General features: G+C 68.2%; 20 protein-coding genes and 1 pseudogene. 9 read left to right on the top strand and 12 right to left on the bottom strand.

Going from position 1 to position 22,617, the window contains the following annotated elements; translation table 11 throughout:
• Positions 1–18: 18 nt before the first annotated feature.
• The 3 genes from JZ791_RS31685 to JZ791_RS31675 are packed head-to-tail and all read right to left on the bottom strand — an operon-like array spanning position 19 to position 2,817.
• Positions 19–777 (bottom strand): ABC transporter permease, encoded by a 759-nt coding sequence (locus tag JZ791_RS31685; protein WP_216899442.1) that lies wholly within the window; start codon positions 775–777, stop codon positions 19–21.
• A complete protein-coding gene (locus JZ791_RS31680) occupies positions 774–2,147 on the bottom strand; it encodes an ABC transporter ATP-binding protein (protein WP_308163189.1) in 1,374 nt (457 codons plus the stop codon). The genes JZ791_RS31685 and JZ791_RS31680 overlap by 4 nt, the downstream gene beginning before the upstream one ends.
• Positions 2,140–2,817 carry an ABC transporter permease gene (locus tag JZ791_RS31675; protein ID WP_216899441.1) on the bottom strand — a complete coding sequence of 226 codons (678 nt, stop codon included), beginning with the start codon at positions 2,815–2,817 and terminating at the stop codon, positions 2,140–2,142. The genes JZ791_RS31680 and JZ791_RS31675 overlap by 8 nt, the downstream gene beginning before the upstream one ends.
• A gap of 809 nt (positions 2,818–3,626) precedes the next feature.
• On the opposite strand from JZ791_RS31675, the gene JZ791_RS31670 reads away from it, so the two are divergent.
• Positions 3,627–5,132, top strand: a complete 1,506-nt coding sequence (locus JZ791_RS31670; RefSeq protein WP_216899439.1) for a hypothetical protein — start codon at positions 3,627–3,629, stop codon at positions 5,130–5,132.
• Between the two features lie 193 nt (positions 5,133–5,325).
• Positions 5,326–6,036, top strand: coding sequence for a DUF1906 domain-containing protein (locus tag JZ791_RS31665; protein WP_216899437.1), 711 nt, complete (start codon positions 5,326–5,328; stop codon positions 6,034–6,036).
• Positions 6,037–6,040: 4 nt separating this feature from the next.
• Here JZ791_RS31665 and JZ791_RS31660 read toward each other — a convergent pair whose 3' ends face one another.
• Together JZ791_RS31660 and JZ791_RS31655 are read right to left on the bottom strand one after the other, a co-directional pair.
• Entirely contained in the window at positions 6,041–6,355 is a 315-nt protein-coding gene (locus JZ791_RS31660; RefSeq protein ID WP_216899469.1) for a hypothetical protein, read from the bottom strand.
• Between the two features lie 371 nt (positions 6,356–6,726).
• A pseudogene (locus tag JZ791_RS31655) lies at positions 6,727–7,506 on the bottom strand (Rv1157c family protein); the annotation flags it as partial.
• Positions 7,507–7,931: 425 nt separating this feature from the next.
• Here JZ791_RS31655 and JZ791_RS31650 point away from each other — a divergent pair.
• Positions 7,932–9,182, top strand: coding sequence for a mannosyltransferase (locus tag JZ791_RS31650; RefSeq protein WP_438804577.1), 1,251 nt, complete (start codon positions 7,932–7,934; stop codon positions 9,180–9,182).
• Here the strand turns inward: JZ791_RS31650 and JZ791_RS31645 are convergent.
• Positions 9,124–9,417, bottom strand: a complete 294-nt coding sequence (locus JZ791_RS31645) for a 4a-hydroxytetrahydrobiopterin dehydratase (RefSeq protein ID WP_216899435.1) — start codon at positions 9,415–9,417, stop codon at positions 9,124–9,126. The two genes, JZ791_RS31650 and JZ791_RS31645, sit on opposite strands and share 59 nt — an antisense overlap.
• 368 nt (positions 9,418–9,785) lie before the next feature.
• Between JZ791_RS31645 and typA the strand changes: the two genes are divergently transcribed.
• From typA to JZ791_RS31620, 5 genes are all read left to right on the top strand, one after another.
• Complete coding sequence (gene typA, locus JZ791_RS31640) at positions 9,786–11,690, top strand: translational GTPase TypA (RefSeq protein WP_216899433.1); 1,905 nt, start codon at positions 9,786–9,788, stop codon at positions 11,688–11,690.
• Between the two features lie 275 nt (positions 11,691–11,965).
• Complete coding sequence (locus JZ791_RS31635) at positions 11,966–13,771, top strand: ABC transporter family substrate-binding protein (RefSeq protein ID WP_438804576.1); 1,806 nt, start codon at positions 11,966–11,968, stop codon at positions 13,769–13,771.
• 70 nt (positions 13,772–13,841) lie between these two features.
• Positions 13,842–14,759: an N-acetyl-1-D-myo-inositol-2-amino-2-deoxy-alpha-D-glucopyranoside deacetylase gene (gene mshB, locus JZ791_RS31630; RefSeq protein WP_216899432.1), complete on the top strand. Its 918-nt coding sequence runs from the start codon at positions 13,842–13,844 to the stop codon at positions 14,757–14,759.
• Positions 14,760–15,098: 339 nt separating this feature from the next.
• Positions 15,099–15,257, top strand: coding sequence for a hypothetical protein (locus tag JZ791_RS31625; protein WP_216899430.1), 159 nt, complete (start codon positions 15,099–15,101; stop codon positions 15,255–15,257).
• Positions 15,254–15,694, top strand: a complete 441-nt coding sequence (locus tag JZ791_RS31620; protein ID WP_216899428.1) for a hypothetical protein — start codon at positions 15,254–15,256, stop codon at positions 15,692–15,694. Before JZ791_RS31625 ends, JZ791_RS31620 begins: the two co-directional genes overlap by 4 nt.
• Before the next feature lies 1 nt (position 15,695).
• On the opposite strand, the gene JZ791_RS31615 is transcribed toward JZ791_RS31620, so the two are convergent.
• From JZ791_RS31615 to JZ791_RS31605, 3 genes are all read right to left on the bottom strand, one after another.
• Positions 15,696–17,525: an APC family permease gene (locus tag JZ791_RS31615; protein WP_216899426.1), complete on the bottom strand. Its 1,830-nt coding sequence runs from the start codon at positions 17,523–17,525 to the stop codon at positions 15,696–15,698.
• A 144-nt stretch (positions 17,526–17,669) separates the two neighbouring features.
• On the bottom strand, positions 17,670–18,593 hold the full coding sequence (locus tag JZ791_RS31610; protein ID WP_216899424.1) for an MBL fold metallo-hydrolase: 924 nt from the start codon (positions 18,591–18,593) through the stop codon (positions 17,670–17,672).
• 220 nt (positions 18,594–18,813) lie between these two features.
• On the bottom strand, positions 18,814–19,413 hold the full coding sequence (locus tag JZ791_RS31605; protein ID WP_216899423.1) for a TetR/AcrR family transcriptional regulator: 600 nt from the start codon (positions 19,411–19,413) through the stop codon (positions 18,814–18,816).
• 80 nt (positions 19,414–19,493) lie between these two features.
• On the opposite strand from JZ791_RS31605, the gene JZ791_RS31600 reads away from it, so the two are divergent.
• Positions 19,494–19,814 (top strand): hypothetical protein, encoded by a 321-nt coding sequence (locus tag JZ791_RS31600; RefSeq protein WP_216899421.1) that lies wholly within the window; start codon positions 19,494–19,496, stop codon positions 19,812–19,814.
• Between the two features lie 6 nt (positions 19,815–19,820).
• Here the strand turns inward: JZ791_RS31600 and dgoD are convergent, their stop codons facing one another.
• The 3 genes from dgoD to JZ791_RS31585 form a co-directional block, all read right to left on the bottom strand.
• On the bottom strand, positions 19,821–20,972 hold the full coding sequence (dgoD, locus tag JZ791_RS31595) for a galactonate dehydratase (RefSeq protein ID WP_216899420.1): 1,152 nt from the start codon (positions 20,970–20,972) through the stop codon (positions 19,821–19,823).
• On the bottom strand, positions 20,969–21,589 hold the full coding sequence (locus JZ791_RS31590; protein ID WP_216899418.1) for a bifunctional 4-hydroxy-2-oxoglutarate aldolase/2-dehydro-3-deoxy-phosphogluconate aldolase: 621 nt from the start codon (positions 21,587–21,589) through the stop codon (positions 20,969–20,971). Before JZ791_RS31590 ends, dgoD begins: the two co-directional genes overlap by 4 nt.
• A 226-nt stretch (positions 21,590–21,815) precedes the next feature.
• The gene (locus JZ791_RS31585) at positions 21,816–22,613 is read right to left on the bottom strand and encodes a sugar kinase (protein ID WP_254206668.1); all 798 of its coding nucleotides are present in this window, start codon (positions 22,611–22,613) and stop codon (positions 21,816–21,818) included.
• Between the last annotated feature and the right edge of the window lie 4 nt (positions 22,614–22,617).

Genomic DNA, 22,617 nt, shown 5'->3' with positions numbered 1-22,617 from the left:
GGGTGGCGGACCGGCCCCTCACCGCAGCCCCCGAGGCCCCAGGAACTGCTCGGCGAGTGCGCCGATCCAGTCGACCAGCAGCGCGAGTGCGACCGCCAGCAGCGCGCCCACCCACAGGGTCACGTTGTCGCGCAACTTGTATCCGGTGTCGATGAGAATACCCAGACCGCCCGCGCTGACCAGGAACGACAGCGTCGCCGTGCCGACCGCCAGCACCAGCGAGGTACGCAGGCCAGCGAGGATATACGGCACGGCGAGCGGAAATTCGATGCGCCGCAACACCGTCACCGCCGACATGCCCTGCCCGCGCCCCGCGTCGATCAGTGCGGGATCCACCTGCTGATAGCCCAGAATCGTATTGCGCAGCACCGGAAGCAGCGCGTAGAACGCGATCGGCGCGACGCCGACCCAGAATCCGGTCTGCTCGGTCAGCAGGTAGTACAGCACGATCAGCCCGATCGCCGGCGCGGCCGCTCCAATATTCGCGATGCCGACGAAAAACGGTGCCAGCCTGCGATATCCAGGTCGGCTCAGCAGGGTGCCCAGCGGCACGGCGATCACCAGGACGATCACCGCGACGGTCAGTGTGATCAGCACATGCTGGCGCACCACCGTGGTGAGATTGGCGCTGGTGATGCTCGCTTGCTGAGTGATCGTGAGCGTGCGGTCGAACGCCCACACCAGCACGCCGACGGCCAGTGCCAGCGCCAGCACCGGCTGCGCCGCGAGCCTGATGAATTCAGCTCGCCGCTCGGTGCGCGGCTCGAGGCTGGTCATGATCCGGCCTCATCGCCGGAGTCGGGTGCCGTCGTGTCCGACTCCGCATCCCCGGAGTTCGCGGCGTCGGGCCCGGTACCGCCCGGCTGCGTGTTGCCGGAATCTGCTCCGTCGGACGGGGTGTCGCCCGAACCCCGGTCGTGCTCGGTTTCCGTGCTGCCGCTTCCCGGATTGTCCGGTTCGGCCCGGTCCGGGCCGGTGGTGGAATGTTCTGTACGCATCTCGGCGAGGTGCGCGACGAGGGTGTCGATGGTGACCAGGCCCGCGTACTCACCCCGGCGACCGGTGACGACCGCATTGGCAGTGCTGTCGGCAAGTAGCGTCTCCAGCGCCGCCTGGAGGCTGGAACGCAGCGCGACCGTGCCGGTGACCGGCTGACCGACCTCCCACAACGACGTCGCGTGCGCCAGCTGGTCGGCCGAGACCCAGCGCAGCGGACGGCGCTGAGCGTCGAGGATCAGGCCCCACTTCCACTCCTGCTCGGCCAATTCGGCGCGCAGCGGCTCCACCGGATCGGTGTCCACGGCGGTGGGGCATTGTCCGCGGTCGACATCGGCGACCCGGGTCAGGGTGAGCTGTTTGAGTCCCGCGTCCGCACCGACGAATCCGGCGACGGTGTCGTCGGCGGGCTCGGCCAGGATCGCAGCCGGCGTGTCGTACTGAAGTATCCGTGATTTATTGCCCAGCACCGCGATTCGGTCACCCAGCTTGACCGCCTCGTTGAAATCGTGGGTGACGAATACGATCGTCTTGTGCAATTCGGCTTGTAGCCTGAGCAATTCGTCCTGGAGCAGGCCGCGCGTGATCGGGTCCACCGCGCCGAACGGCTCGTCCATCAGCAGAACGGGCGGATCGGCGGCCAGGGCCCGCGCCACGCCGACGCGTTGCTGCTGCCCGCCGGACAGCTGCCGCGGATAACGACGCCGGAAGGTCGCCGGATCCAGGCCGACCAGTTCCAGCATCTCGTCGACCCGGGCGCTGATGCGCTTGCGGTCCCAGCCGAGCAACCCGGGCACGGTGGCGATGTTGCGGGCCACGCTCAGGTGCGGGAACAGGCCCGCCTGCTGGATCGAATAGCCGATGCCGCGGCGCAGCCGGTCGGGGTTCACCGACGTCACATCGCGGCCGTCGATGGTGATCGTGCCCGAGGTGGGCTCGATGAGCCGGTTGATCATCCGCATGGTGGTGGTCTTGCCGCAGCCGGACGGGCCGACGAATACCACGATCTCCCCGGCGGGAATCGTGATCGAGAAGTCCTCGACGGCCGGATCGCGTTGCCCCGGATAGCGTTTGGTGATGGAGTCGAGGACTATCTCGGCGCCACGCCGGTATTCGCCGGATTCGGCTGTGGCGATGTCGGTTTCAGTCACGGATTCCCCTCGGTGTGGTGAGCCGGCCGATGAGGGCGAGTACGGCGTCCAGCAGCAGCGCCAGGATGATGATCAGCACCGTGCCCGACAGTGCCATCGGCACCGCGGTCGGGCTGCCCAGGCGCGCGAGCCCGGAGAAGATGATGTTGCCCAGGCCCGGTCCCTTGGCGTAGGCGGCCATGGCCAGGATGCCCATGATCATCTGGGTGCTGATCCGCATACCCGCGAGGATCGCCGGCCAGGCGAGCGGAAGTTCGATACCGCTCAGCACGCGCACCCGGCCCATGCCGACACCCCGTGCCGCGTCGGAGACGGCCGGGTCCACGGCCGCCAGGCCGACGATCGTATTGCGCAGAATCGGCAGCAGTGCGTACAGCACCAGTGCGGTGACCGTCGGGCGCACGCCCAGGCCCAGCACGGGAATGAGCAGACCGAGCAGTGCGAACGAGGGAACGGTGAGGATGATGCTGGCCAGCGCTGTGGCCAGCGCCGAACCCCAGGGGCTGCGATGGACGGCGATGCCGATCAGCACCGACGCCACGGTCGCGATCAGCACCGATTGCACGACCGCGGACACGTGCAGGTACGAGTCCGTGAGCAATTGGGTGCGATGATCGACGACATACGTCCACAAAGTGTGCAGGATCGGTTCCCTTCCCGGGGCGGGCATCCTGCGGGTGAGTGTAGCGAAGGTTTGCCGGGAATATGCGAATTCGTCGGCCGATGAGCGTGTTTGGTCTCGGAGGGCGTCAATATGTCGGCGCTACCAGGCGATTCGTTCTCGATGCTGTTGAATATGGCGTATCTGAGACACATTCGAGCACATCGGTGTGGCGTGACGCGCTCCGGGGAACCGGCCTCGCCGCGGCGGGAATTCGTCCGATGTGACACCCCGGTGTTGGGCGAGGCGGTGCGGACCCGTCTCGCGCAGTGACGGTGCCGGGCCCGCGACCGCCGTGGGAGCCGGCTCCACGGTCACCGAGTCCGGTCCCGGTTCGGGAGTTGATCCGCTTTTGCTCTGTTCATCCCCTCCATCCTGATCTATGCTGCTACAGGCCCATTCGACGGCGCGCATCATCGTGCCTGCCGCTGAGGAGATCACCGCGAGTACCCTCGACGGTATTGGGCGGGGCGGGTTGAGAATTCACCGTTACGCTCGGGCCGCCAGAACGGGTAAGGTCGATTTCGGCCACTTGTGAAATATGTACCCCTGGGTGTGAATTGTTCCAACCCATGGGGGTAGGTGCGGCGAGTGTGCCAAGCCTTACGATGGACTCGGTGGCGTCCGGCAACGCCACCGTCGCGATCCCTGTCCTGCTGCCCCCTCATCGGCAGGACGGGGATCTGCAAAATTCGCAATCCAACTGCCACGCTGCTCAGCGCGTCGCGCTCACCCGGGAAATCGAGTGGTCTGTGTACTCTCGGACAGGGATCGAGATCGGCAGGCGCACATCCGGCACAGCGAGGTTTCGGCAGTTCATGGGACAGTCCAGCCAGTACGACCCATCTGCGTCCAGTGACGGCGCCTCGGCGGGATCCGCGCGGTTACGCAGGCCGCCTTCTGCCGGCTCACCGCGCTGGATCGATTACGCGCGATTCGGTGAGCGTTTCGTCGCGCACGCGGTGACCCCGGCGCGGATCGAAGCCGCGGTCGCGGGAATGGCGGGACGGGGGATCACGATCGGCCCGTTCTCGATAGGACCCGCGGGTCTGGCCGGATTCGTGGCCGAGGGCAGTGTCGGCAAGCCGCATATCGTGCGTAGCGGGCCGCACGTGACATTCGAGGTCAGCCTGCCGGTCACGATGCATATCACCGTGACGCTCGGCGGGCAGCAGTTGCGGCTGGAGGCGGTCGTCGAGATCGACCTGACCCTGCACGCGCGCACTGCGGATCCACTGCTGGTCGTGATCGATATCCCGCGGATCCGCCGCCGCGACATCAGCTTCGTCCTGCGTGCCCAGGCCATCGGCAGCGCCGTCGAGCTGCTCCTGGACCCGATCGCGACGCTGGTGCAGCGCGAGGTCGCGGGCCGGGTCAACGCCATGCTCCGCGACCCGGCCGTGGTCCGGGCGCGGGTCTTCGACGTCGAGGCGCTCATGAACGGCGAACGTTCGCCGTACCGCTCGGCCACGCGGTTCGACTGGATCGGCTACGACGAATTCGGCCGGCGCTTCTTTCCGCGCATCGTGACCGCCGCCCGCGTGCGCGAGGTCGCCGAGGGCCTGTCCGGGCGAACCATCGAGGTCGGCCCGCTGCGAGTCGGGCCGCGCCGGATGGCCACGGTGCGGGTGCTCGGCACGGTGGGCACGCCAGTGCTCACCGAGCGGCATGCCACGGCATCCGCGGAGCACCCGACCGGGCCGCACGATGACGCCGATCCGGCGGCCGTCCCCGAGCGGCCCGAGGATGCCGAATTGGCACCTGGCCCGGTGGCGCAGACGGTCGCCGAGGCGCGACAGGAGGTCCGAGAGGCGCAGATCGCAGCGCCCGCGCGGGTGGCGCTCGCCGAGCAGGACGGCATCGACGACTGGGACGAGACGATCGACGATGCCGAGGAGGTCGACAATGTCGACAATGTCACAGCGCGCGCTTCGGAAACCCGGGACTCCGTGGAACACCGCGCCGACGACCGGCACGAGCCCGACGACCTCGTGATGTTCGACCTGACCGTCCCGGTGGCACTCGATATGTCCATCGCCGCCGTCGGCACCCACCGCTACGACGCCGAGGTGCGGATTCCCGTCGCGCTCACGGCTCGCGCGGCGGATCCGTTGTTGATCGTCATCGACGTGGCACGGCCCAGGGCGCGCGACATCACGGTCGACCTGCGGCCCCGGAGCCGGCGGGCGCGGGCATTGGCGACGTTGGGCAATATCCGTGCCCAGATCGCCATCCAGGTCGCGCGGGTGGTGGCCGCCGAACTCGCCGACCCGACGATGCGCACCATCGATGTCGGCGACCGCATAGCACTCATCACCGACTGATGCTCTGATACTTGTGGGGTTGATGTGTCCAGTGAGCATGGCGGTTCCCATGTGAGTGTGGTGAAATAAGTTCACGTTCGGGGTACTCGGCGCGCAATCATGTGGGGAAGGCGCGTCGGGTGCGTCGGCGGTTCCACCGGCTGTGCAGAGACATACAGTGACGTAGCTTCACAGAGCCGAAGGAGTTCGGTCGATGCGTTCTGCCCCGTTCACCCGCCGCACGCTGCTCGGTTACGCCGCGGGTACCGCCGCCGCGATCGCCGTCGCGCCCACCGCCCTGGCCGATCAGCCCCCGCTGGGCACCCTCCTGGACTATTCGGCCGCCGTGCCCGCCGCCGCGTCCATCCGCGCCGCCGGACATGCCGGTGTGATCCGCTACGTCTCGGATCGCCGCCCGGGCGCGGAATGGATGCTGGGCAAGCCGTTGCGAGCCGATGAGGTCGACGCGCTGCGCGTGGCGGGCCTGTCGATCGTGTCCAACTACCAGTACGGCAAGGGACCGACCGCGGATTGGCGCGGTGGTCTGGAGGCGGGAAAGCGGTGCGCCGATCGCGGCCTGCAACTGCACCGCGTCGCGGGCGGCCCCGATGCCGCACCCATCTACGCCTCCATCGACGACAATCCGAGTCAGGCCGAATTCTTCGAGCTGATCGCGCCGTATCTGCAAGGCTGGCAGTCGGTCGCGGGTAATGCGCGCGTCGGTGTCTACGCCAACTCGCCCACCATCGAACGCGCGCGGAACGCCGGGCTCGGTTCCTATTTCTGGCAGCACAACTGGGGTACGCCGCGCGGTTTCGTGCACCCGTCGGCGAACCTGCATCAAACCCAGATCAACAGGGCCTCGGTGGACGGCATCGCCGTGGACCTGAACAACATCCTCACCCGGAACTACGGCCAGTGGTGAGTCGTCAGGTCTGACAGTGGCAGGTCGGGTCCTCGGACAGATCGGGCTCGTCCGCGACCACCCGCAGCACCGGCCGGGCCTCGGGCGCCTCGCGCTCGCCCATCCAGGACAGCAGCGACCAGCGCGACAGCCCGGAGAACGCGGACCCGAGGCTGAAGAACGAACCGACCGACCCGATCGACAACGCCGAGCCGACGCTGCCGATCGAGAGCACCGAATAGGCCGAGCCGATACTCAGGATCGACCCCTCGGACCGGATCGACAGAATCGACCGATGCGAGCGGGTCGAGAGCACCGATCTGTACGAGCGCCGCGACATCACCGACCGCCGCGAGCGGCCGGAATTCGGCCGCGCCCGGGCGGATTCGGGCGGTATGGACAATGCGGACCGGTCGAGTCGATCGACAATCGCCATAGCAGCGGTCTACCACAGCTGGGCAGTGTTCGACACCGTATCCGCCGGAAACATCCGGAGTGTCGGATACTTCCCGGCGTCGACCGTCGACGGCCCTCGGCCACGGATAGAACGGGATGCGCTCAGAACTGAGCGGGGACCTTGACTCCGGACTTGGCCTGATGCTGGGCCGGGGTCTGCGGGGACGCGGGGCTTTGCGCCTGCGCACCCGGTGCGGGGGCCGGCGACGACTTGGGCCCTTCGGCTCGGGCCTGGGAACCGGGTGCGGCCGGGCCCGCGACGTTGAAGAAGCCCATCGTCGGCGGGAACGAGCAGGTGATCGGCGCCTTGTCGGCGGCGGGCTGAGTGGTCAGCGAGCCGGAGATCACCGCGATGACCCGGCCCGGGCCGGTGTTGGCGATCGCCGAGAGGGTGGCCGGTCCACCGGGGTTGATATGCGCGGAGTCGGTGAGCGCCAGCGTGCCGCCGCGACCGGTGCTGAGATTGGTCCACTGCACCGTCATCGGCGACTTCTGCTCGTGAATCAGGCCTTTGGTGCCCAGCGCGGTGAAGACGAATCCGGTCTGCCCGGCGGCGGGTCCGGGCGGCGGCAGCTCTGCCGGGCCGGGGACGGCCAGGGCGGTGCCGACCGAATCGGAGCCCTTGCTGATGCAGTCCTTGCCTACGGTCGGGTACAGGAACTGCGCGATGACCGGACCGTTCTTCGGGATGTCCGGGCCGCCACCGTTACTGCCGTCGAGGAAGGCGATCAGCGCGCCCAGCGACTTCTTCACCTCGGGGGGCAGGCCCACCGAGTCCAGGGCCTGCTGGGCCTGGCTGATAGGTTCGGCGATATCGGTAGCCTGGGAGGCGACAGCGGCGCCGATGATGGCCGGGGCGAGCGATTCGAGCACGCCGACTGGCACGCCCTCGGGCACCAGGGGAGTGTTCGCGGGGCTCTGCGGCTTCGGGGCAGGGGCGGGTGCGGCGATGGCTGTCGTCGATACGGCGACGGAGGCTCCGGCCGCGAGGGCCAGTGCCGACAACGCCAACCGCGTTCCTGTGGTACGAAGCACTGCTGTAGCCGTCCTTATCTCAGGTACGTCGAGGGGCGATGCGAGTCCGCACCGCGTACGCCGTGACACTCTAAGGAGTGGACACTGTGTTGTACAGCGCAGCTGGAGATCTCGACTGCAGTTAATTTCGAGTTATTCGGTCCATCAACGAAATATAGCGTGTGACCAGTGTGCCCTGCGGGATCACAGATACTAATGATGCTCGGCGTGTCATCGGCCATCGGGGCCGTGCACGACCCGGAATCAATGTGATTAATCTTGATCCGGCCCGCACACCCGACCGAAAGTTGCGTGCAGTGAACCGAGACCTTCGATCGGCCACCCGCGGGAGCGACGGTCCGGGCGGCGGCAGGGTGCTCGACGTCGCGGACGGCGAACGGGGCGAGGCCGGCGGCCGCTGGTTCGCGCACCCTCGGGCTCGGACGATCGCCACCACCCTGCTGGGTGTATCGGTACTGATCCGGCTGCTGTGGATGTTGTTGGCGCCCAACGGGATGAACCTGGTCGACCTGCATGTCTACGTCAAGGGCGCGGCCGCGCTGGGCAGCGGCCATCTCTACGACTTCACCTACGCCGACCACACACCAGACTTTCCGCTACCGTTCACCTACCCGACATTCGCGGCCGTGGTGTTCTGGCCGCTGCACTTCCTGCCGTTCGGTGTCGTGGCGGTGCTGTGGCTGCTGCTGATCGCGGCGGCGCTGTACGCGGTGGTGCGAATCAGCCTCGGGCTCATCCTCGGCGACGCGGCGAACGACCGTCGCTGGCGCACCGCCGCTGTGGGCTGGACCGCGGTGGGGCTGTGGATGGAGCCGGTGCGCACCACCATCGACTACGGCCAGGTCAACGTGTTCCTGGTGCTCGCGGTGATGGTCGCGGTGCGCTCGAAACGCTGGTGGTGGTCGGGCCTGCTGGTCGCGATCGCGGCGGGTATCAAGCTGACGCCCGCGGTCACCGGACTGTATTTCCTGGCGCGTCGGCGCTGGGCGAGCGTGCTGGCCTCGGCGGTGGGCTTCTTCGCGACGATGGGGTTGAGCTTCGCGATCTCCCCGCGCGAGACGCGCACCTATTTCGGACCGCTGATCGGCGACGCGCACCGGATCGGACCGGTCGGCTCGGTGATCAATCAATCCCTGCGCGGCGCGCTGAGCAGGTTGCTCGGCCATGACGCGGGTGCGCCCTGGTACCTGCACGGTCATCGAATCCCGTTCGGGCCGTGGTGGATCGCCTGGGTGCTGATCGTCGCGGTGCTCGCGGTCCTCGCCTGGCGAGCGCTGGATTCCGACGATCGGCTGGGGACGCTGCTGGTGGTGCAGCTGTTCGGGCTGATGGCCTCGCCGATCTCCTGGACCCACCACTGGGTGTGGCTGCTGCCGTTGGTGCTGTGGCTGTTGTACGGGCCGCTTCGCGAGGTCACCGGCGCCCGCGTGCTGGCCGGCTACTGGCTGCTGACGACGCTGGTCGGCGTGGCGTGGCTGCTGTCGTTCCTGCAGCCGACGATCTGGACGATCTCGCGCTCCGGCATCCTGTCGTGGCTCGGCGCGGTCGACGTGATCGGCGTGCTGGCCTTCTACCTCTGGCTGATCTGGGTCCGGCGCGACCGATTGGGCGTGCGACTCAGCGCTGCCGCGCCAGCTGATCGATCCGACGCGCCAGCTCCACATCCAGCCGGGTGAGCCCGCCCGCGGAATGCGTGGACAGCGCGAATGTGACCTTGCGCCAGCGGATATCGATGTCGGGGTGATGGTTGGCCTCTTCGGCCGCGGCGCCGACCCGGGCGACCAGATCGATTCCCGCGGGGAAGGTCGCTGCCTCGATCGTGCGGGAGATGGTGTCGCCGGAGCGGGTCCAGTCGGGGAGGTCCTTCAGTTCGGAGGCGAGTTCGTCGTCGGTGAGCAGAGGAGTACCCATATCCCCGTTGTACGCGCGAATCACGCCGCCCGTGCTTTTTTCAGTGCCTTCCTCAGCTCCTCGCCGGTCAGGCCCATGGCCTCGAGCCTGCGCATTCGCATGAGAACGACCGGACAGGACGGGCAGCGCGTTTCGCTGCGACAGCACTTTTTCGCCCGTTCCCGCACCGCGATCCGCCGATCTTCAGCCCCGTTCATAGTTGGTTAGCATAACCTAAGTAGGGTCTGAAGCGGGGTATGCCCAGTGATTTCGGTACGCTGTAGCTGGCCGCATGCCCGGTGAGTCGCTAATTCGGTTCAGCCAGTCTTGCTCGCAACCTTCACAGACGAGGGTCGGCCACCCCATTACTTCAGCCAGGAGGATCCCACGTGTCGTCGGTCGAGTTCCGGAACGTGGCAATCGTTGCGCACGTTGACCACGGCAAGACGACGCTGGTCGACGCCATGCTCAAGCAGTCCGGCGCGCTCGCCCAGCGCGGCGGCGAGGAGATCGACCGGGTCATGGACTCGAACGATCTCGAGCGCGAGAAGGGCATCACCATTCTCGCCAAGAACACCGCCGTGCACAGGCATAACCCCGACGACAGCGTGACGGTCATCAACGTGATCGACACCCCCGGCCACGCCGACTTCGGTGGCGAGGTCGAGCGAGGCCTGTCGATGGTCGACGGCGTGGTGCTCTTGGTCGACGCGTCCGAGGGGCCGTTGCCGCAGACCCGATTCGTGCTGCGCAAGGCCCTGGCCGCGTCTCTGCCCGTCATTCTGGTGGTGAACAAGACCGACCGGCCCGACGCCCGCATCGCGGAGGTCGTGGAGGAGAGCCACGACCTGCTGCTCGATCTGGCGTCCGACCTGGACGACGAGGCCTCCGAAGCCGCCGAGCTGGCGCTGGACCTGCCGGTCCTCTACGCCTCGGGCCGCGCAGGCAAAGCCTCCACCACGCGCCCCGAGAACGGCACCGTGCCCGACGCGGAAAATCTCGACGAGCTGTTCGACGTGCTGCTGAAGTACGTGCCCGCGCCCAAGGGTGATCCGGCGGCCCCGCTGCAGGCGCACGTCACCAACCTCGACGCCTCCCCGTTCCTGGGCCGCATCGGCCTGGTCCGCATCCACAACGGCACCCTGCGCAAGGGCCAGAACGTGGCGTGGATGCACGGTGAGGGCATCAAGACCGTCCGCATCACCGAACTGCTGCAGACCATCGGCGTCGAGCGCAAGCCCGGCGAGGAGGCCGTCGCGGGCGATATCGTCGCCATCGCGGGCATCCAGGACATCATGATCGGCGACACGCTCGCCGACGTCGAGAATCCGGTCGCCCTGCCCCGCATCACCGTCGACGAACCGGCCATCTCGGTGACCATCGGCTCCAACACCTCACCGCTGGTCGGCCGGGTGCAGGGGCATAAATTGACCGCCCGCATGATCAAGGCGCGCCTGGACCAGGAGCTCGTCGGCAATGTGTCGTTGCGCGTTCTGGATATCGGCCGCCCCGACGCGTGGGAGGTACAGGGCCGTGGTGAGCTGGCGCTGGCCATCCTGGTCGAGACGATGCGCCGCGAGGGTTTCGAACTGACCGTGGGCAAGCCGCAGGTGGTCACCCGGCAGGTCGACGGCAAGGTGCACGAGCCGTTCGAGGAGTTGACCGTCGACTGCCCCGAGGAATATCTGGGGGCGATCACCCAGTTACTGGCCGCCCGCAAGGGCAAGATGGTGCAGATGAACAACCACGCCGCCGGATGGGTGCGGATGGAGTTCATCGTCCCCTCGCGCGGCCTGATCGGCTTCCGCACCGACTTCCTGACCGAGACCCGCGGCACCGGCATCGCCAACGCGGTCTTCAACGGCTACGCGCCGTGGGCCGGCGAGATCCGTGCCCGGCACACCGGTTCGCTGGTGTCCGACCGCGCCGGTTCGGTGACCCCGTTCGCCATGATCCAGCTGGCCGACCGCGGGCAGTTCTTCGTCGAGCCCGGCGCGGACACGTACGAGGGCCACGTCGTCGGCATCAACCCGCGTGCGGACGATCTGGACATCAACGTCACGCGTGAGAAGAAGCTGACCAATATGCGCTCGGCCACCGCCGACGTGTTCGAGACCCTGGCCAAGCCGCTGCACCTGGACCTCGAGGCCGCGATGGAGTTCTGCGCCGGGGACGAATGTGTCGAGGTCACCCCGCAGATCGTGCGTGTGCGCAAGGTCATCCTGGGCGCGACCGAACGCGGCCGGGAGGTGTCGCGGCGCAAGGCCCGCGACAAGGCCGCGCAGAACGCGTAGGGATTCCCGCGACGTCACGGAGTTCGGATACCCGGCCTCCCGCTACATTCTTCGGCCTGGATTGTCCGAAACCGGATGTTCGAGCCGACACAATGTAGCGGGAGGCCGGGTGTGCGAATCCGACACGGTGTCGAACACCCGTGATGTGTTGTGCTCGTCGGTGTGTACCTTTGGCCGGGATCGAGTACGGCCTCTGAAGCGCCGGGTGAGGACCAGGGACGCGGCCCACTGGAGCGGAGTGGAGATAGTTGAACGCTGTAACGTGGCGAGGCGTGATGTCGGGGGTACGAACGCGCGCGACGCGGCGCACCACCGTGCTGCTGCGTGTGATGGTGTTGTTGCTGGCGGCGTCGGTGACCGCACTCACCGGGTGCACGGCCAATCCGCCGCCGCCGATCGAGAGCACCGACAGTCCCAAGACGACGCAACCACCCCTGCCGACCAAGAGCACGGTCGTGGTCGCGGTCGACGACATCGGGATCGGGTTCAATCCGCATCTGCGCTCGAATCAGTCGCCGGCCACCAATGCCGTTGCCTCGATGGTGTTTCCGAGCCCGTTCCGGCCGGTGCCCTCGACGACCGTGCCCGGGGCGACGGACTGGACGCCCGATCAAGCGCTGATGGTGTCGGCGGATGTCACCGCGCAGGATCCGTTCACGATCACCTACAAGATCCAGGATCAGGCGTCCTGGTCCGACGGCGCGCCGATCGCGGCGGAGGACTTCCGCTACCTGTGGCAGCAGATGATCGCCGACCCCGGGGTGGCGGATCCGGCGGGCTACCGCATGATCACCGATGTCGCCTCCTCGCAGGGCGGTAAGACGGTCACGGTCACCATGAACGGGCCGTATCCGGCGTGGCGGTCGCTGTTCACCGATCTGCTGCCCTCGCATCTGCTCAAGGACGCGCCGGGCGGGTTCGAGGGGGCGCTGACCCTGGATCGCGGCCTGATCAACCAGAATCCGATCTCGGGTGGGCAGTTCCGGGTCACGCAGGCCGATGCCGGGCGTCAGGAGATCCTGCTCGAGCGTAACGATCGTTACTGGGGCACGCCGGCCGTGCCGGACAAGATCATGCTGCGGCGCGGCGGCACCACCGCCGAGGTGGCCGAATCGCTGCGGTCCGCGGATGCCCAGATGGCGCTGGTGCACGGCAGCGCGGCCACGCAGGCCGAGCTGGCCGCGGTGCCGTCGGTGCGCACGGGAATCGCGCCGCAGGCGCGGGAGATGCAGCTGGCGCTGAACGGGCGTTCCGGGGATCTGTCCGATATCCGGGTGCGGCAGGCCGTGCTGGCGCTGCTGGATCCGGCATTGCTGGCATCGGTCGGCGCGCAGACCGGAGGATGGGTGAATCCCTCACGCGCACAGGTGCTTTCGCCATCCGATCCCGGTTATGCGCCGACCGAGCCGCCGCGCCTGAACGCCGACCAGGCGTTCGGGTTGCTGGCGCAGGCCGGATACCTGCGAGCGCCGGAGACCCCGCCGAGCAATTCGGCGACCTCACCGGCTCCTCAGCCGCGTGAGGTCGCCAAGGACGGTAAAGCGCTGGCGATCCGCATCGGCGCGGTCGACCGGGACCCGGTCACCCTCGCGGTGGCCAATACCGCCGCCGACGAATTGCGCAGTGCCGGAATCGATGCCAGCGTGCAGAGCCTGCCCGCCGACGAGCTGTACGGCAAGGATCTGCTCGACGGCACGGTCGATGCGATCGTCGGCTGGGAGCAGGCGGGCGGCGATCCGACGACGATACTGGCCTCGCGCTACGGCTGCCCACCGGCCGACGCGCCCCCGGGACAGAGCGACGACTCGCAGACCACCGCGGCCCGCAAGGCGCCCAGCAATATCTCCGGAGTGTGCGATCCGACGTTGCAGGCGCAGATCGATGCGGCCCTGCGCGGGGGCGACGTGCCCAAGACGCTCGGTGATGTCGAACCGAAGCTGTGGGATTTGGCGACGGTACTGCCGATCGTGCAGGACAACGGGGTCGCTGCGGCCGGGCCGCATATGGACGGGGTGTCGCTGACCGGGGCGATCCAGGTCGGGGTCTTCGCGGGGGCGGGGAACTGGCGGCGGTTGTCGTGAGCGCACTGCCTCGTCATCCCGGCGTGCTTTCGGCCGGGATCCACAGCGCACGGATCGCGCAGGCGATGTCGTGAGCGGCGGACTACTCCTGGTCCACGCGCATCCAGATGACGAGTCGATCACCACCGGCGGCACGATCGCGCACTATCGACGGCGCGGGATTCCGGTGACCGTGGTGACCTGCACCCTCGGCGAGGAGGGTGAGGTGATCGGGGAAGAGCTGGCGCATCTGGTGAGCGCGGAGGCCGATCAGCTCGGCGGCTATCGGATCGGCGAATTGACCAGGGCGCTCGGCGAATTGGGTGTCGAGGCGCCGTTGTTCCTGGGTGGCGCGGGGCGCTGGCGGGACTCCGGGATGTCCGGTACCACGGCCGCGCCGCAGGAGTCGGAGGCGGCCGCGCATCCGCGGGCCTTCGTGAAATCCGGTGATGCGGCGGTCGACGCACTGGTGGAGGTGCTGCTCGCGGTTCGCCCCGGCGTCGTGGTCTGCTACGACCCCAAGGGTGGGTATGGGCACCCGGATCACCTTCGGGCACACCGGATCACGATGGATGCGGTGAAGCGCGCTGCCGATATCGACTGGGATGTGCCGAAACTGTATTGGACGGTTACGGACTCCGCGGTGCTGAGCCTGCACACCGCCGCCCTGGCCCGGCGCACCGTCGATCGTCTCCCCGGTGCGCTGCCGAAAGGCTGGCAGCTGCCCGCGGAGGGTGAATTGGCCTGTGTCCCCAGCGAATCGGTGACCGCCACGATCGACGTCTCCGATGTCCTCGCCGCCAAGCGGGCCGCCCTGCGCGCCCACGCGACCCAGGTGACCGTCGCCCCGTCCGGCCGGGAGTTCGCGTTGTCGAACAATATCGCCCAGCCGATCCTGCCGGAGGAGCATTACATCCTGGTCCGCGGCATGCATGGCGTGCGCGGCAAGGACGGTCGCGAACACGACCTGTTCTCCGGCTTGGCCGTCCCCGACGACCCCGCCGGCTGACAGCAGCCCGTCCTTCCGCACGCGGGGTATCTGTGATTCGGCTCTGGTACATAAACGCAGGCAATCGTCAGGATCCGCGACCGCCGAATGTGCACGAGAACCTGTGATCCAAGGTGTGAGAGCGTGTGGGCGAGAGCACCTCATCATTCCCGCATGTGCTCGGCGGGAATCCACCTGTCGGTCGGTGGCCGATGTGGATCCCGGCCGAGAGCATGGCGGCGGTCGTCGGTGGGGGGCAGTCGCCAGTGTGGTGGGGCTGGATGGTTGTCGGTTGTCTTGGTGCTGTCGGCGACGATCATGTGGCGCGATCGGGGACGGCTCGGCTTTAGACTGTCCGGCATGTACAACTGGAGTCTCCAGGACGCGATCGCGGCGTTCGTGCAGAGCCAGCAGCCGAATTTCGGGGCTCAGCACCAGATGTATCTGTCGGCGCTGTACGCGTTCGTGGATATGCAGAGTCACCTGCTGACCCTGCTCGGCTTTCCGCCGGCGCCGTGACGGCCCCGGTCACGGACACCGCGCGGGCCGAGCCGCGCCCCGCGGGCTGGGCGCTGGCCGGAGGGTTGCTGGCGGGGCTGCTGGTGTTCAACGGGCTGCTGAGCTTCGCGGTGGAGGTGTTGTATCTGCCGACCTACCTCGGCTCGGTGCCCTTCCCGATCAGCGCGGCCTTCGCGGCGGTGGTGAATATCCTGCTGGCGATGGGTATGGGCACGATCGTCTCGCGGCCGGCGGCGATGGCTCTGCCGGTCCTCGCGTGGTTGATCGGTTTCGTGATCTGCCTGAGTCCGGGACCGGGCGGCGACGTGATACTCACCAACGACTGGACCACCCCGCTGTTCCTGGCGTGTGGCATCGTTCCGGTCGGCTGGTATCTGTTCTGGCGCGGATTCATGCGACCCGCACGCCAGGCCGCGCGCAAAGAGACTCGGCGCTAGCTCAGGCCAGGTGCACCGTCAGGTTGGCGACGACCGCGTCGGTGCGCGTGCGCAGGGCCACGGCCAGGACCGGGCCGCGGGGGTTGTGCAGCAGGCGCTGCCACCAGTGCGGGGTGTCGATGCCGGCGAGCAGCACGATGACATTCCTGCCCTCGGCGGTCTTTTTGCGGACGAAACCGACGAGGGTGGCCACCAGGCTTCGGTTGGGGCACGGCAGCACGGTGAGCTCGACGCCCGGATCCCACTCTTCCCATTGCGCGCTGAGCCTCTTGGTCGCGCCGGGATCGATGGCGGCGGCCACGGCGACGACATCGCCACCCATGCGCATCGCGGCCTCGAGCGCTTTCTCGGTGATCGCGCTGACGGTCACCACCGGGACCACCACGAGGGCCCGGCCGGTCGGCCGGGGTTTCGGCGGGATCTTGCCCATGCCGAGTTGTACCGCGACTGAGGCGTAATAGCGCTGGGTCCGGGCGAACAGCAGGAACAGCGCGGGCACGATGATCAGCAGCAGCCAGGCGCCCTCGCGGAATTTCTCGATCAGCAGCACGACCCCGGCGACCGCGGTGAGGATCGCGCCGAATCCGTTCAACGCCGTGCGCCACACCCAGCCGCGCCCGCGGTCGTGACGCCAATGCCGCACCAGGCCGACCTGGCTCAGCGTGAAGCCGATGAAAACGCCGATCGCGAAGACCGGCAGCAGCCGGTTCGTGTCGGCATGCACGATCAGCAGCACGATCGCGGCGAGGATGGCCAGCGCGACGACGCCGTACCGGAAGACCGGCCGCTCCGAGCGCATGCCGAACAGATGCGGGACCCGATGGTCCTTGGCCAGCAGCGACAGCAGGACTGGCAGGCCGCCGAAACTGGTGTTCGCGGCCAGCGCCAGCACCAGGGTGACGGCGAGGTTGGTGACGTAGAACGGCCAGCCCGTCCCGAAGGCGCCGGCCGACAGTTGCGCCAGCACGGTCACATTGCCGCGCGGCACGGTGTGGTACTTGCCGATCAGCACGGCGAGCCCCAGCAGCATCAGCCCCAGCAGCGCGCCCAGCGCGATCTCGGTGTGCTGGGCGCGTCGCACGGCCGGGGTCCGGAACGAGGGCACCGCGTTCGCGATCGCCTCGACACCGGTCAGCGAGGAGCATCCGGCGGCGAAAGCCCTCAGCAACAGCAGGATTCCCACGGTCCCGGTCGGCGAGATCGGACCCTGATCGCCGCCGATGGTCGCGACCGGGGCGGAGCGGGCCAGCCCGAAGACGATCACCGCGAACATCGCGACGACGAAGACGATCGTCGGTCCCATCAGCACCTTCGCCGACTCGGCCACCCCGACCAGATTGATCGCGGTCAGCACCACCAGCCCGATCATGGTGATCAGCAGCAGGTGATGCGCCAGCGCCGGAAACGTGCTGGCCAGGCTCGCGGCCCCCGCCGCCAGGCTGACCGCCACGGTCAGCACGTAGTCCACCACCAGGCTCGCCGCCGCCAACAGGCTCCAACTGCCGCCCAGATCCTTCTTCGCGACCGCGTAGGCCCCGCCCCCGTCCGGATGCGCCGCGATCACCTGCCGATACGACAGCACCAGCACGGCCAGCAGCGCGGCGATCGCCAGCGACACCGGCAGCGTCCACGTCACCGCGCTCGCACCGGCCGTCACCAGAACCAGCACGATGGACTCCGGTCCATAGGCGACGCTGGTCAGCGCGTCCAGCGACAGGGCCGCCAACCCGCCCAGCGCCGTCAGCCGGAACTGATCTCCCCGTTGATGCCGGCGCAGCCGCCGATCGGCAATCGGTCGTTCCCGCGTCTCGTGTTCGCGTGTGGAGACCATGATCCCTATTGAACGCGACGCCATCCCGTGAGGCATTCAGCAGCGCCGATGTGTCCGGTGATCGACTGCCCGAGTTCACCCTGCCGCGTGCTGTGTCTCGCGGTAGGGGGACCGCGGGGACGTCGTTGTTCGACGAAGCGGTGCTCAGGCTGGACCGGCGAACGGGTCGCCGGCTTCCCAGGCGATCGGGATCACGACCTCGACGCCGTCCCGATCCGCCAGTGGGAGCAGTCGATCCATCGTGAGGTCGAACCGGTCGGCGAGGTTGGGCATCGGCCGCAGTGGCCGGTCCAGGCCGATGGTGAAGTCGTCCCAGTGCACGAGGATCACGCGGCGGGCGCCGGTCGCACCGACGATTCCGTCCCAATACGCACGGATGAATTCGGGTGGCTGCTTGCCGAGCAGTCCCACGCCGAGGTAGATCACGTCGGCCCGGCGGCCCGCGAGCATGCCGGGAAGGTGATTGGCGCTGGCGTGCATCAGCGCCGCGCCCAGCGGATGCTCGATCAGCACGGAGAACGCGGTCCCGGTTCGCCAGGCGGAGGCGCGGGCGGGTGGAGTGAGTGGTCGGTCGATCGTGCCGGGCCAGTTCTCGCCGGGGCTGTGCACGGAGTCGAGGAACGTCAGCTCGAATCGGCCGTAGCGCAGGACATCGCCGTCGCGAACCACCCGCAGCGACGATTCGGGCACACCCGATCCGCGTCCGATATTGGCCGTCGACTCCGAGCCGATCAGGTCGGCGCCGGTGACTTGGCACCACACGGGGGCATCCAGCGCGTGGTCATAGTGACTGTGCGCGCAGAACACCGCATCGAGCGACGTGACGCCCAACCGCCGGATCGCGTCGGTGACCACGCGGCGATCGGGTGCGATCCGGCCCAGCAGCATGCGGGGGAGCCGCGGGCGGGTGACGAATCCGTCGCAGAGCAGGGTGGTCTCTGCGTCGGAGAGCAGTAGCGAACTGGTGCCCAGGAAGCGCGCGCTGATCCCGCCCCCGGGCGTAACCGCCGAACGCTGCACATGGCTTTGGTACGGACTCAGACTGGGACGCCCCAATACTCGCTTCACCGCGCTCCTCACTCCACGCACTCGCCCGCAACTGCCTCGGTCGAATCTGCTTCGGTCGCAGAGCCGACATTACTGGTGTGGTGAGCCCGGTGTCTGCGACGAGTCTCGACCGCGATGATGCGCACATCGGCAAGGGGCAGCCGGGTCATTTCGAGGCTCCCAGCGGGGTCGGCGAGCCGTTCTTCGCCGCCGGAGAGGAATCAAGTCCACGGCCGCCCGCCTATCGCGCCCGAGTCGCCGGGTCCGGGCGAGGCGGATCCGGTGTGCCGTGGGCGATGTCGTGGAAAGCCTGTCTGAGCAAGGTCGTGATGTCCTCCGGGGCAGCGTCGCGCAGGCCGTCCAGTTCGAGCAGGTGGCGGCCGATGACGACGCCGATGGTGAGGGCGCCGATCAGTCCCGCGCGCAGGTCCGCGTTGTCGTCGGCCAGGTGACGTGCGGCTTGTCGCTGGCGGGAAATCATGGCGGAGCGGACTTCGCCGGCGGCGTCGGGGTGGGCGAACATGGATCGGATCGCGGCCAGCGCATCGATCGGCTGCTCGCCGAGTTTGAGTTCCAGGGCGGTCAGCAGCTGTTCGGCCGCTTCTTCGGGGGCGCCCGTGACCTCGTCGTCCGGCTGCACCCCGGCCACCCGTGCGAACAGTTCGCCCTTGGAACCGAAGTAGCGCATGACCAGTCCGGGGTCGGTCTCGGCTTCGGCGGCGATGGCGCGAATGGTGGTCGTTTCGTATCCGACCTCGGCGAACTGCCTTCGCGCCGCAGCCAGGATCCGCGATTCGGTCCGGCGGCGCTGCTCGGCGCGGCTGGCGGGGCGAGAATTCACAACGTCAGTCTACGTTGTTGACTGAGTGTCCTTCGCCCTGCTATTTTCGGTCTACAGTGTTGACTGAGTGGAGGCTCGCGATGTGGCTCACGATTGTGTTGTCGGTTCTGACCGGCGTGATGGGCGCGAACGCCGTCCCGCACTTCGTCAAAGGCATGGTCGGCGAACAGTTCCCGAACGTGTGGGGCAATTCCTCGCTGCGCAACGCGGTGGCCGGAACCCTCGGCCTCGCGCTGGCGGTCGCGATCGGCTACTGGGCCGATATGCCGGCGCATGTCGGCGCGGCCGTCGCCGGTGGATTCGCCGGGGCGCTGGTGATGGCGGTGTTCCACGGGCTCGGTGGGGCCTTCCGCCTCAATACCGCTCTGGGCCTTCCCAATCCGCCGCGCACCGCGCACTGACCGGCCTCACCATTCGGTGAACGAGCCGTCGGAGTTGCGCCACAGCGGGTTTCGCCAGTTCTGGCCGATCTCCGCGGCCCGTCGCACCGCCTGCTCGTCGACCTCGATGCCCAGGCCGGGGCCGGTCGGCCGGGCGATATGGCTGTCGGCGAAGGTGAAGACGCTCGGGTCGACCAGATAATCGAGCAGGTCGGAGCCGCCCTCGGCGTTGTAGTGGATGCCGAGGCTGGTCTCCTGGATCAGCGCGTTGGGGGTGGCGAAGTCGATTTGCAGGCAGGCCGCGAACGCGATCGGGCCCAGCGGGCAGTGCGGGGCCAGCGCGACGCCGTATGCCTCGGCCATTGCCGCGATTCGGCGCACCTCGGAGATTCCGCCCGCGTGGGAGGGATCCGGCTGGGCGACGGCGATCCCGCTGCCGAGTAGGTCGCGAAAGTCCCATCGCGAGTAGAGCCGTTCGCCGGTGGCGATCGGAATGGTGGTGGACTCGCAGATCCGGCTCAGGTCGGCGGTCAGTTCCGGGACCACCGGCTCCTCGACGAACAGCAGGTGGAACGGCTCCAACCGGCGGCAGGCCACTCGGGCCAGGGCGGGCGAGATCCGGCCGTGGAAGTCGATGGCGATATCCGCTTCGTCGCCGATCGCGTCACGGACCGCGGCCACCCGGCCGACCAGGCGATCCAGCTCGCCCTTGGACTCCAGTGGCCGGAACTTTCCGCCGACGTTCATTTTGACCGCGTCGAAGCCCTGGTCCATCCGCTCCCGGGCGTGCTCGGCGACGCCGCTGGGATCGTCGCCCGCGATCCAGGAGTAGGTGCGCATCCGGTCGCGGACCGGGCCGCCGAGCAACTCGTGGACGGGCACGTCCAGGGCCTTGCCCTTGATATCCCACAGGGCCTGGTCGATACCGGCCACCGCGCTGGACAGGATCGGGCCGCCGCGATAGAAGCCACCCTTGGTGAGTGCCTGCCAGTGGTCCTCGATACGGAACGGGTCCTGGCCGACGAGGTAGCCGGCGAGTTCCTCGACCGCGGCGGCTACGGTGGCCGATCGACCCTCGATCACCGGTTCGCCCCAGCCGGTGATTCCCTCGTCGGTGCGGATCGCCAGGAACAGCCAGCGCGGGGCGATCGAGAAGGTCTCCAGGGCCGTGATCTTCATTGCGCTGCCTTTCGGATGTCCGCGATCAGCTCCGGTAGACGGGCGAACTGTTCGGCGTCGGCGAGCGCGGAGCCCAGTGAGACCGCGGCGGCGCCGGCGGCCAGGAATTCCCGAGTGTTGGCCAGCGTCATTCCACCGGTTGCCACGAACCGCGCATCGGGAAACGGCCCGTGCATGGCCCGGATCCAGCTCGCGCCGAGTTCGGCGGCGGGGAATGCCTTCAACCAGGTCAGTCCGAGCGACTGGGCCTGCTGGATCTCGGTGGCGGTGGCGACTCCCGGCAGATGTGGCAGCCCGGCGGACAGCGAGGCCTCGGCGACCTCCCGGCAGAATCCGGGTGCGACGGTGAAGCGGGCACCGGCCGCGGCGGCTCGTCGCACCCGTTCGACGGTGGTCACGGTGCCCGCGCCGACGATCTCACCACGCACGGCCCCCGCTGCCACGGCCGCGGCGAGCGCCTCGAACGCGGCGTCGTTCTGCACCGGCACCTCGACCAGCCGGATGCCGACATCCCAAGCGCGTCGGCTGATTTCGGTCGTACGCTCGCGATCGAAACCGCGCAGGATCGCCATCAGCGGTAGTTCGGTGAAGGCGTCGTCGAACATCATTGCGTCCATCCCAGGGCTGGTGGACCGCTCGCGCGGTCCCACGAAGTGCCGGGACCCCGCCCGGCGAGGTTGATCTGCGCCTCGGGTGTCGCCACGGAGAGGCGCCTTGGGCGCGTTGGGTGTCGGCCCGCACCAGGTCGACCACTAGTTGACGTGCGACTCGGGCTCACCGCCGTCTCGGCCAAGTCGCGATCCCGAGTCCGTGCCAGTCGATCACGGAGGACGGCGGCGGTGGTCACGGTAGTTCCGCGCGCAGCGCGCCCGCGTCGGCGTGGTCCTCGATCGATCGCAGTGCCAGGGCGGCCAATCGGTGACCGAGCATCAACTGCTCATGCGCGGTGAACCCGCGAAGCCAACCGGACAGGACGCCGGCCGCGAAGGCGTCACCCGCTCCAACCGGCTCGACCACCTGTACCGGAGGTGCCGGTACGAACGATCCCGGGCCTCGGCCCTCGAAGAGGGTGGCGCCGACCGCAGCGTTCTTCACCACGAGCGTGGCCGGGGTGTCGATCAGCGCCCGGACGGCCTCGGCGTCGGCAAGCTCGTCGCCCCACACCCGCTGGGCCTCGTCCAGGCCGACGAAGACCAGGTCCGCGGACCGGGCCAGATCCAGCAGCGTCCCGGCCGCCTCCCGTGAACTCCAGAGCCCGGGCCGGTGGTTGACGTCGAAGGAGCACAGCGTCCCAGCGGCCCTGGCGCGGGTGAAGAGGGCTCGTGAGGCAGCGGCGCAGTCGTCGGACAGCGCCGGTGTGACCCCGCTGATATGCACCACCCGAACCCGCCCCACCGCATCGGTGAGCCGATCGATGAACTCGGGATCCATCCGCGCGGCGGCCGAACCCCGGCGGTAGTAATACACCCGAGTACCTTCCGCCCCATGGTCTTTGAAGAAGACACCCGTCGGCGCACCCGGATCACGTTCGACGAACCGAACATCCACCCCGGAGCCGGAGATCTCGGCCAGTACGCGATCACCGAGCGGATCGTCTCCAATCCGGCTACCCCAGACAACCGAATGCCCAAGGTCTGCCAGATAC

The organism is Nocardia alni (assembly GCF_019038435.1).
Classification (GTDB): Bacteria; Actinomycetota; Actinomycetes; order Mycobacteriales; family Mycobacteriaceae; genus Nocardia; species Nocardia alni.
This window is presented reverse-complemented; position numbering and strand designations above follow the sequence as displayed.

Bases quoted from the DNA above. Each gene is read 5' to 3' on its own strand.
- JZ791_RS31685 (WP_216899442.1), bottom strand. From the start codon at position 777: ATGACCAGCCTCGAGCCGCGCACCGAGCGGCGAGCTGAATTCATCAGG.
- JZ791_RS31675 (WP_216899441.1), bottom strand. From the start codon at position 2,817: ATGCCCGCCCCGGGAAGGGAACCGATCCTGCACACTTTGTGGACGTAT.
- JZ791_RS31670 (WP_216899439.1), top strand. From the start codon at position 3,627: ATGGGACAGTCCAGCCAGTACGACCCATCTGCGTCCAGTGACGGCGCC.
- JZ791_RS31665 (WP_216899437.1), top strand. From the start codon at position 5,326: ATGCGTTCTGCCCCGTTCACCCGCCGCACGCTGCTCGGTTACGCCGCG.
- JZ791_RS31660 (WP_216899469.1), bottom strand. From the start codon at position 6,355: ATGTCGCGGCGCTCGTACAGATCGGTGCTCTCGACCCGCTCGCATCGG.
- JZ791_RS31645 (WP_216899435.1), bottom strand. From the start codon at position 9,417: ATGGGTACTCCTCTGCTCACCGACGACGAACTCGCCTCCGAACTGAAG.
- JZ791_RS31635 (WP_438804576.1), top strand. From the start codon at position 11,966: ATGTCGGGGGTACGAACGCGCGCGACGCGGCGCACCACCGTGCTGCTG.
- JZ791_RS31625 (WP_216899430.1), top strand. From the start codon at position 15,099: ATGTACAACTGGAGTCTCCAGGACGCGATCGCGGCGTTCGTGCAGAGC.
- JZ791_RS31615 (WP_216899426.1), bottom strand. From the start codon at position 17,525: ATGGTCTCCACACGCGAACACGAGACGCGGGAACGACCGATTGCCGAT.
- JZ791_RS31600 (WP_216899421.1), top strand. From the start codon at position 19,494: ATGTGGCTCACGATTGTGTTGTCGGTTCTGACCGGCGTGATGGGCGCG.
- dgoD (WP_216899420.1), bottom strand. From the start codon at position 20,972: ATGAAGATCACGGCCCTGGAGACCTTCTCGATCGCCCCGCGCTGGCTG.
- JZ791_RS31590 (WP_216899418.1), bottom strand. From the start codon at position 21,589: ATGGACGCAATGATGTTCGACGACGCCTTCACCGAACTACCGCTGATG.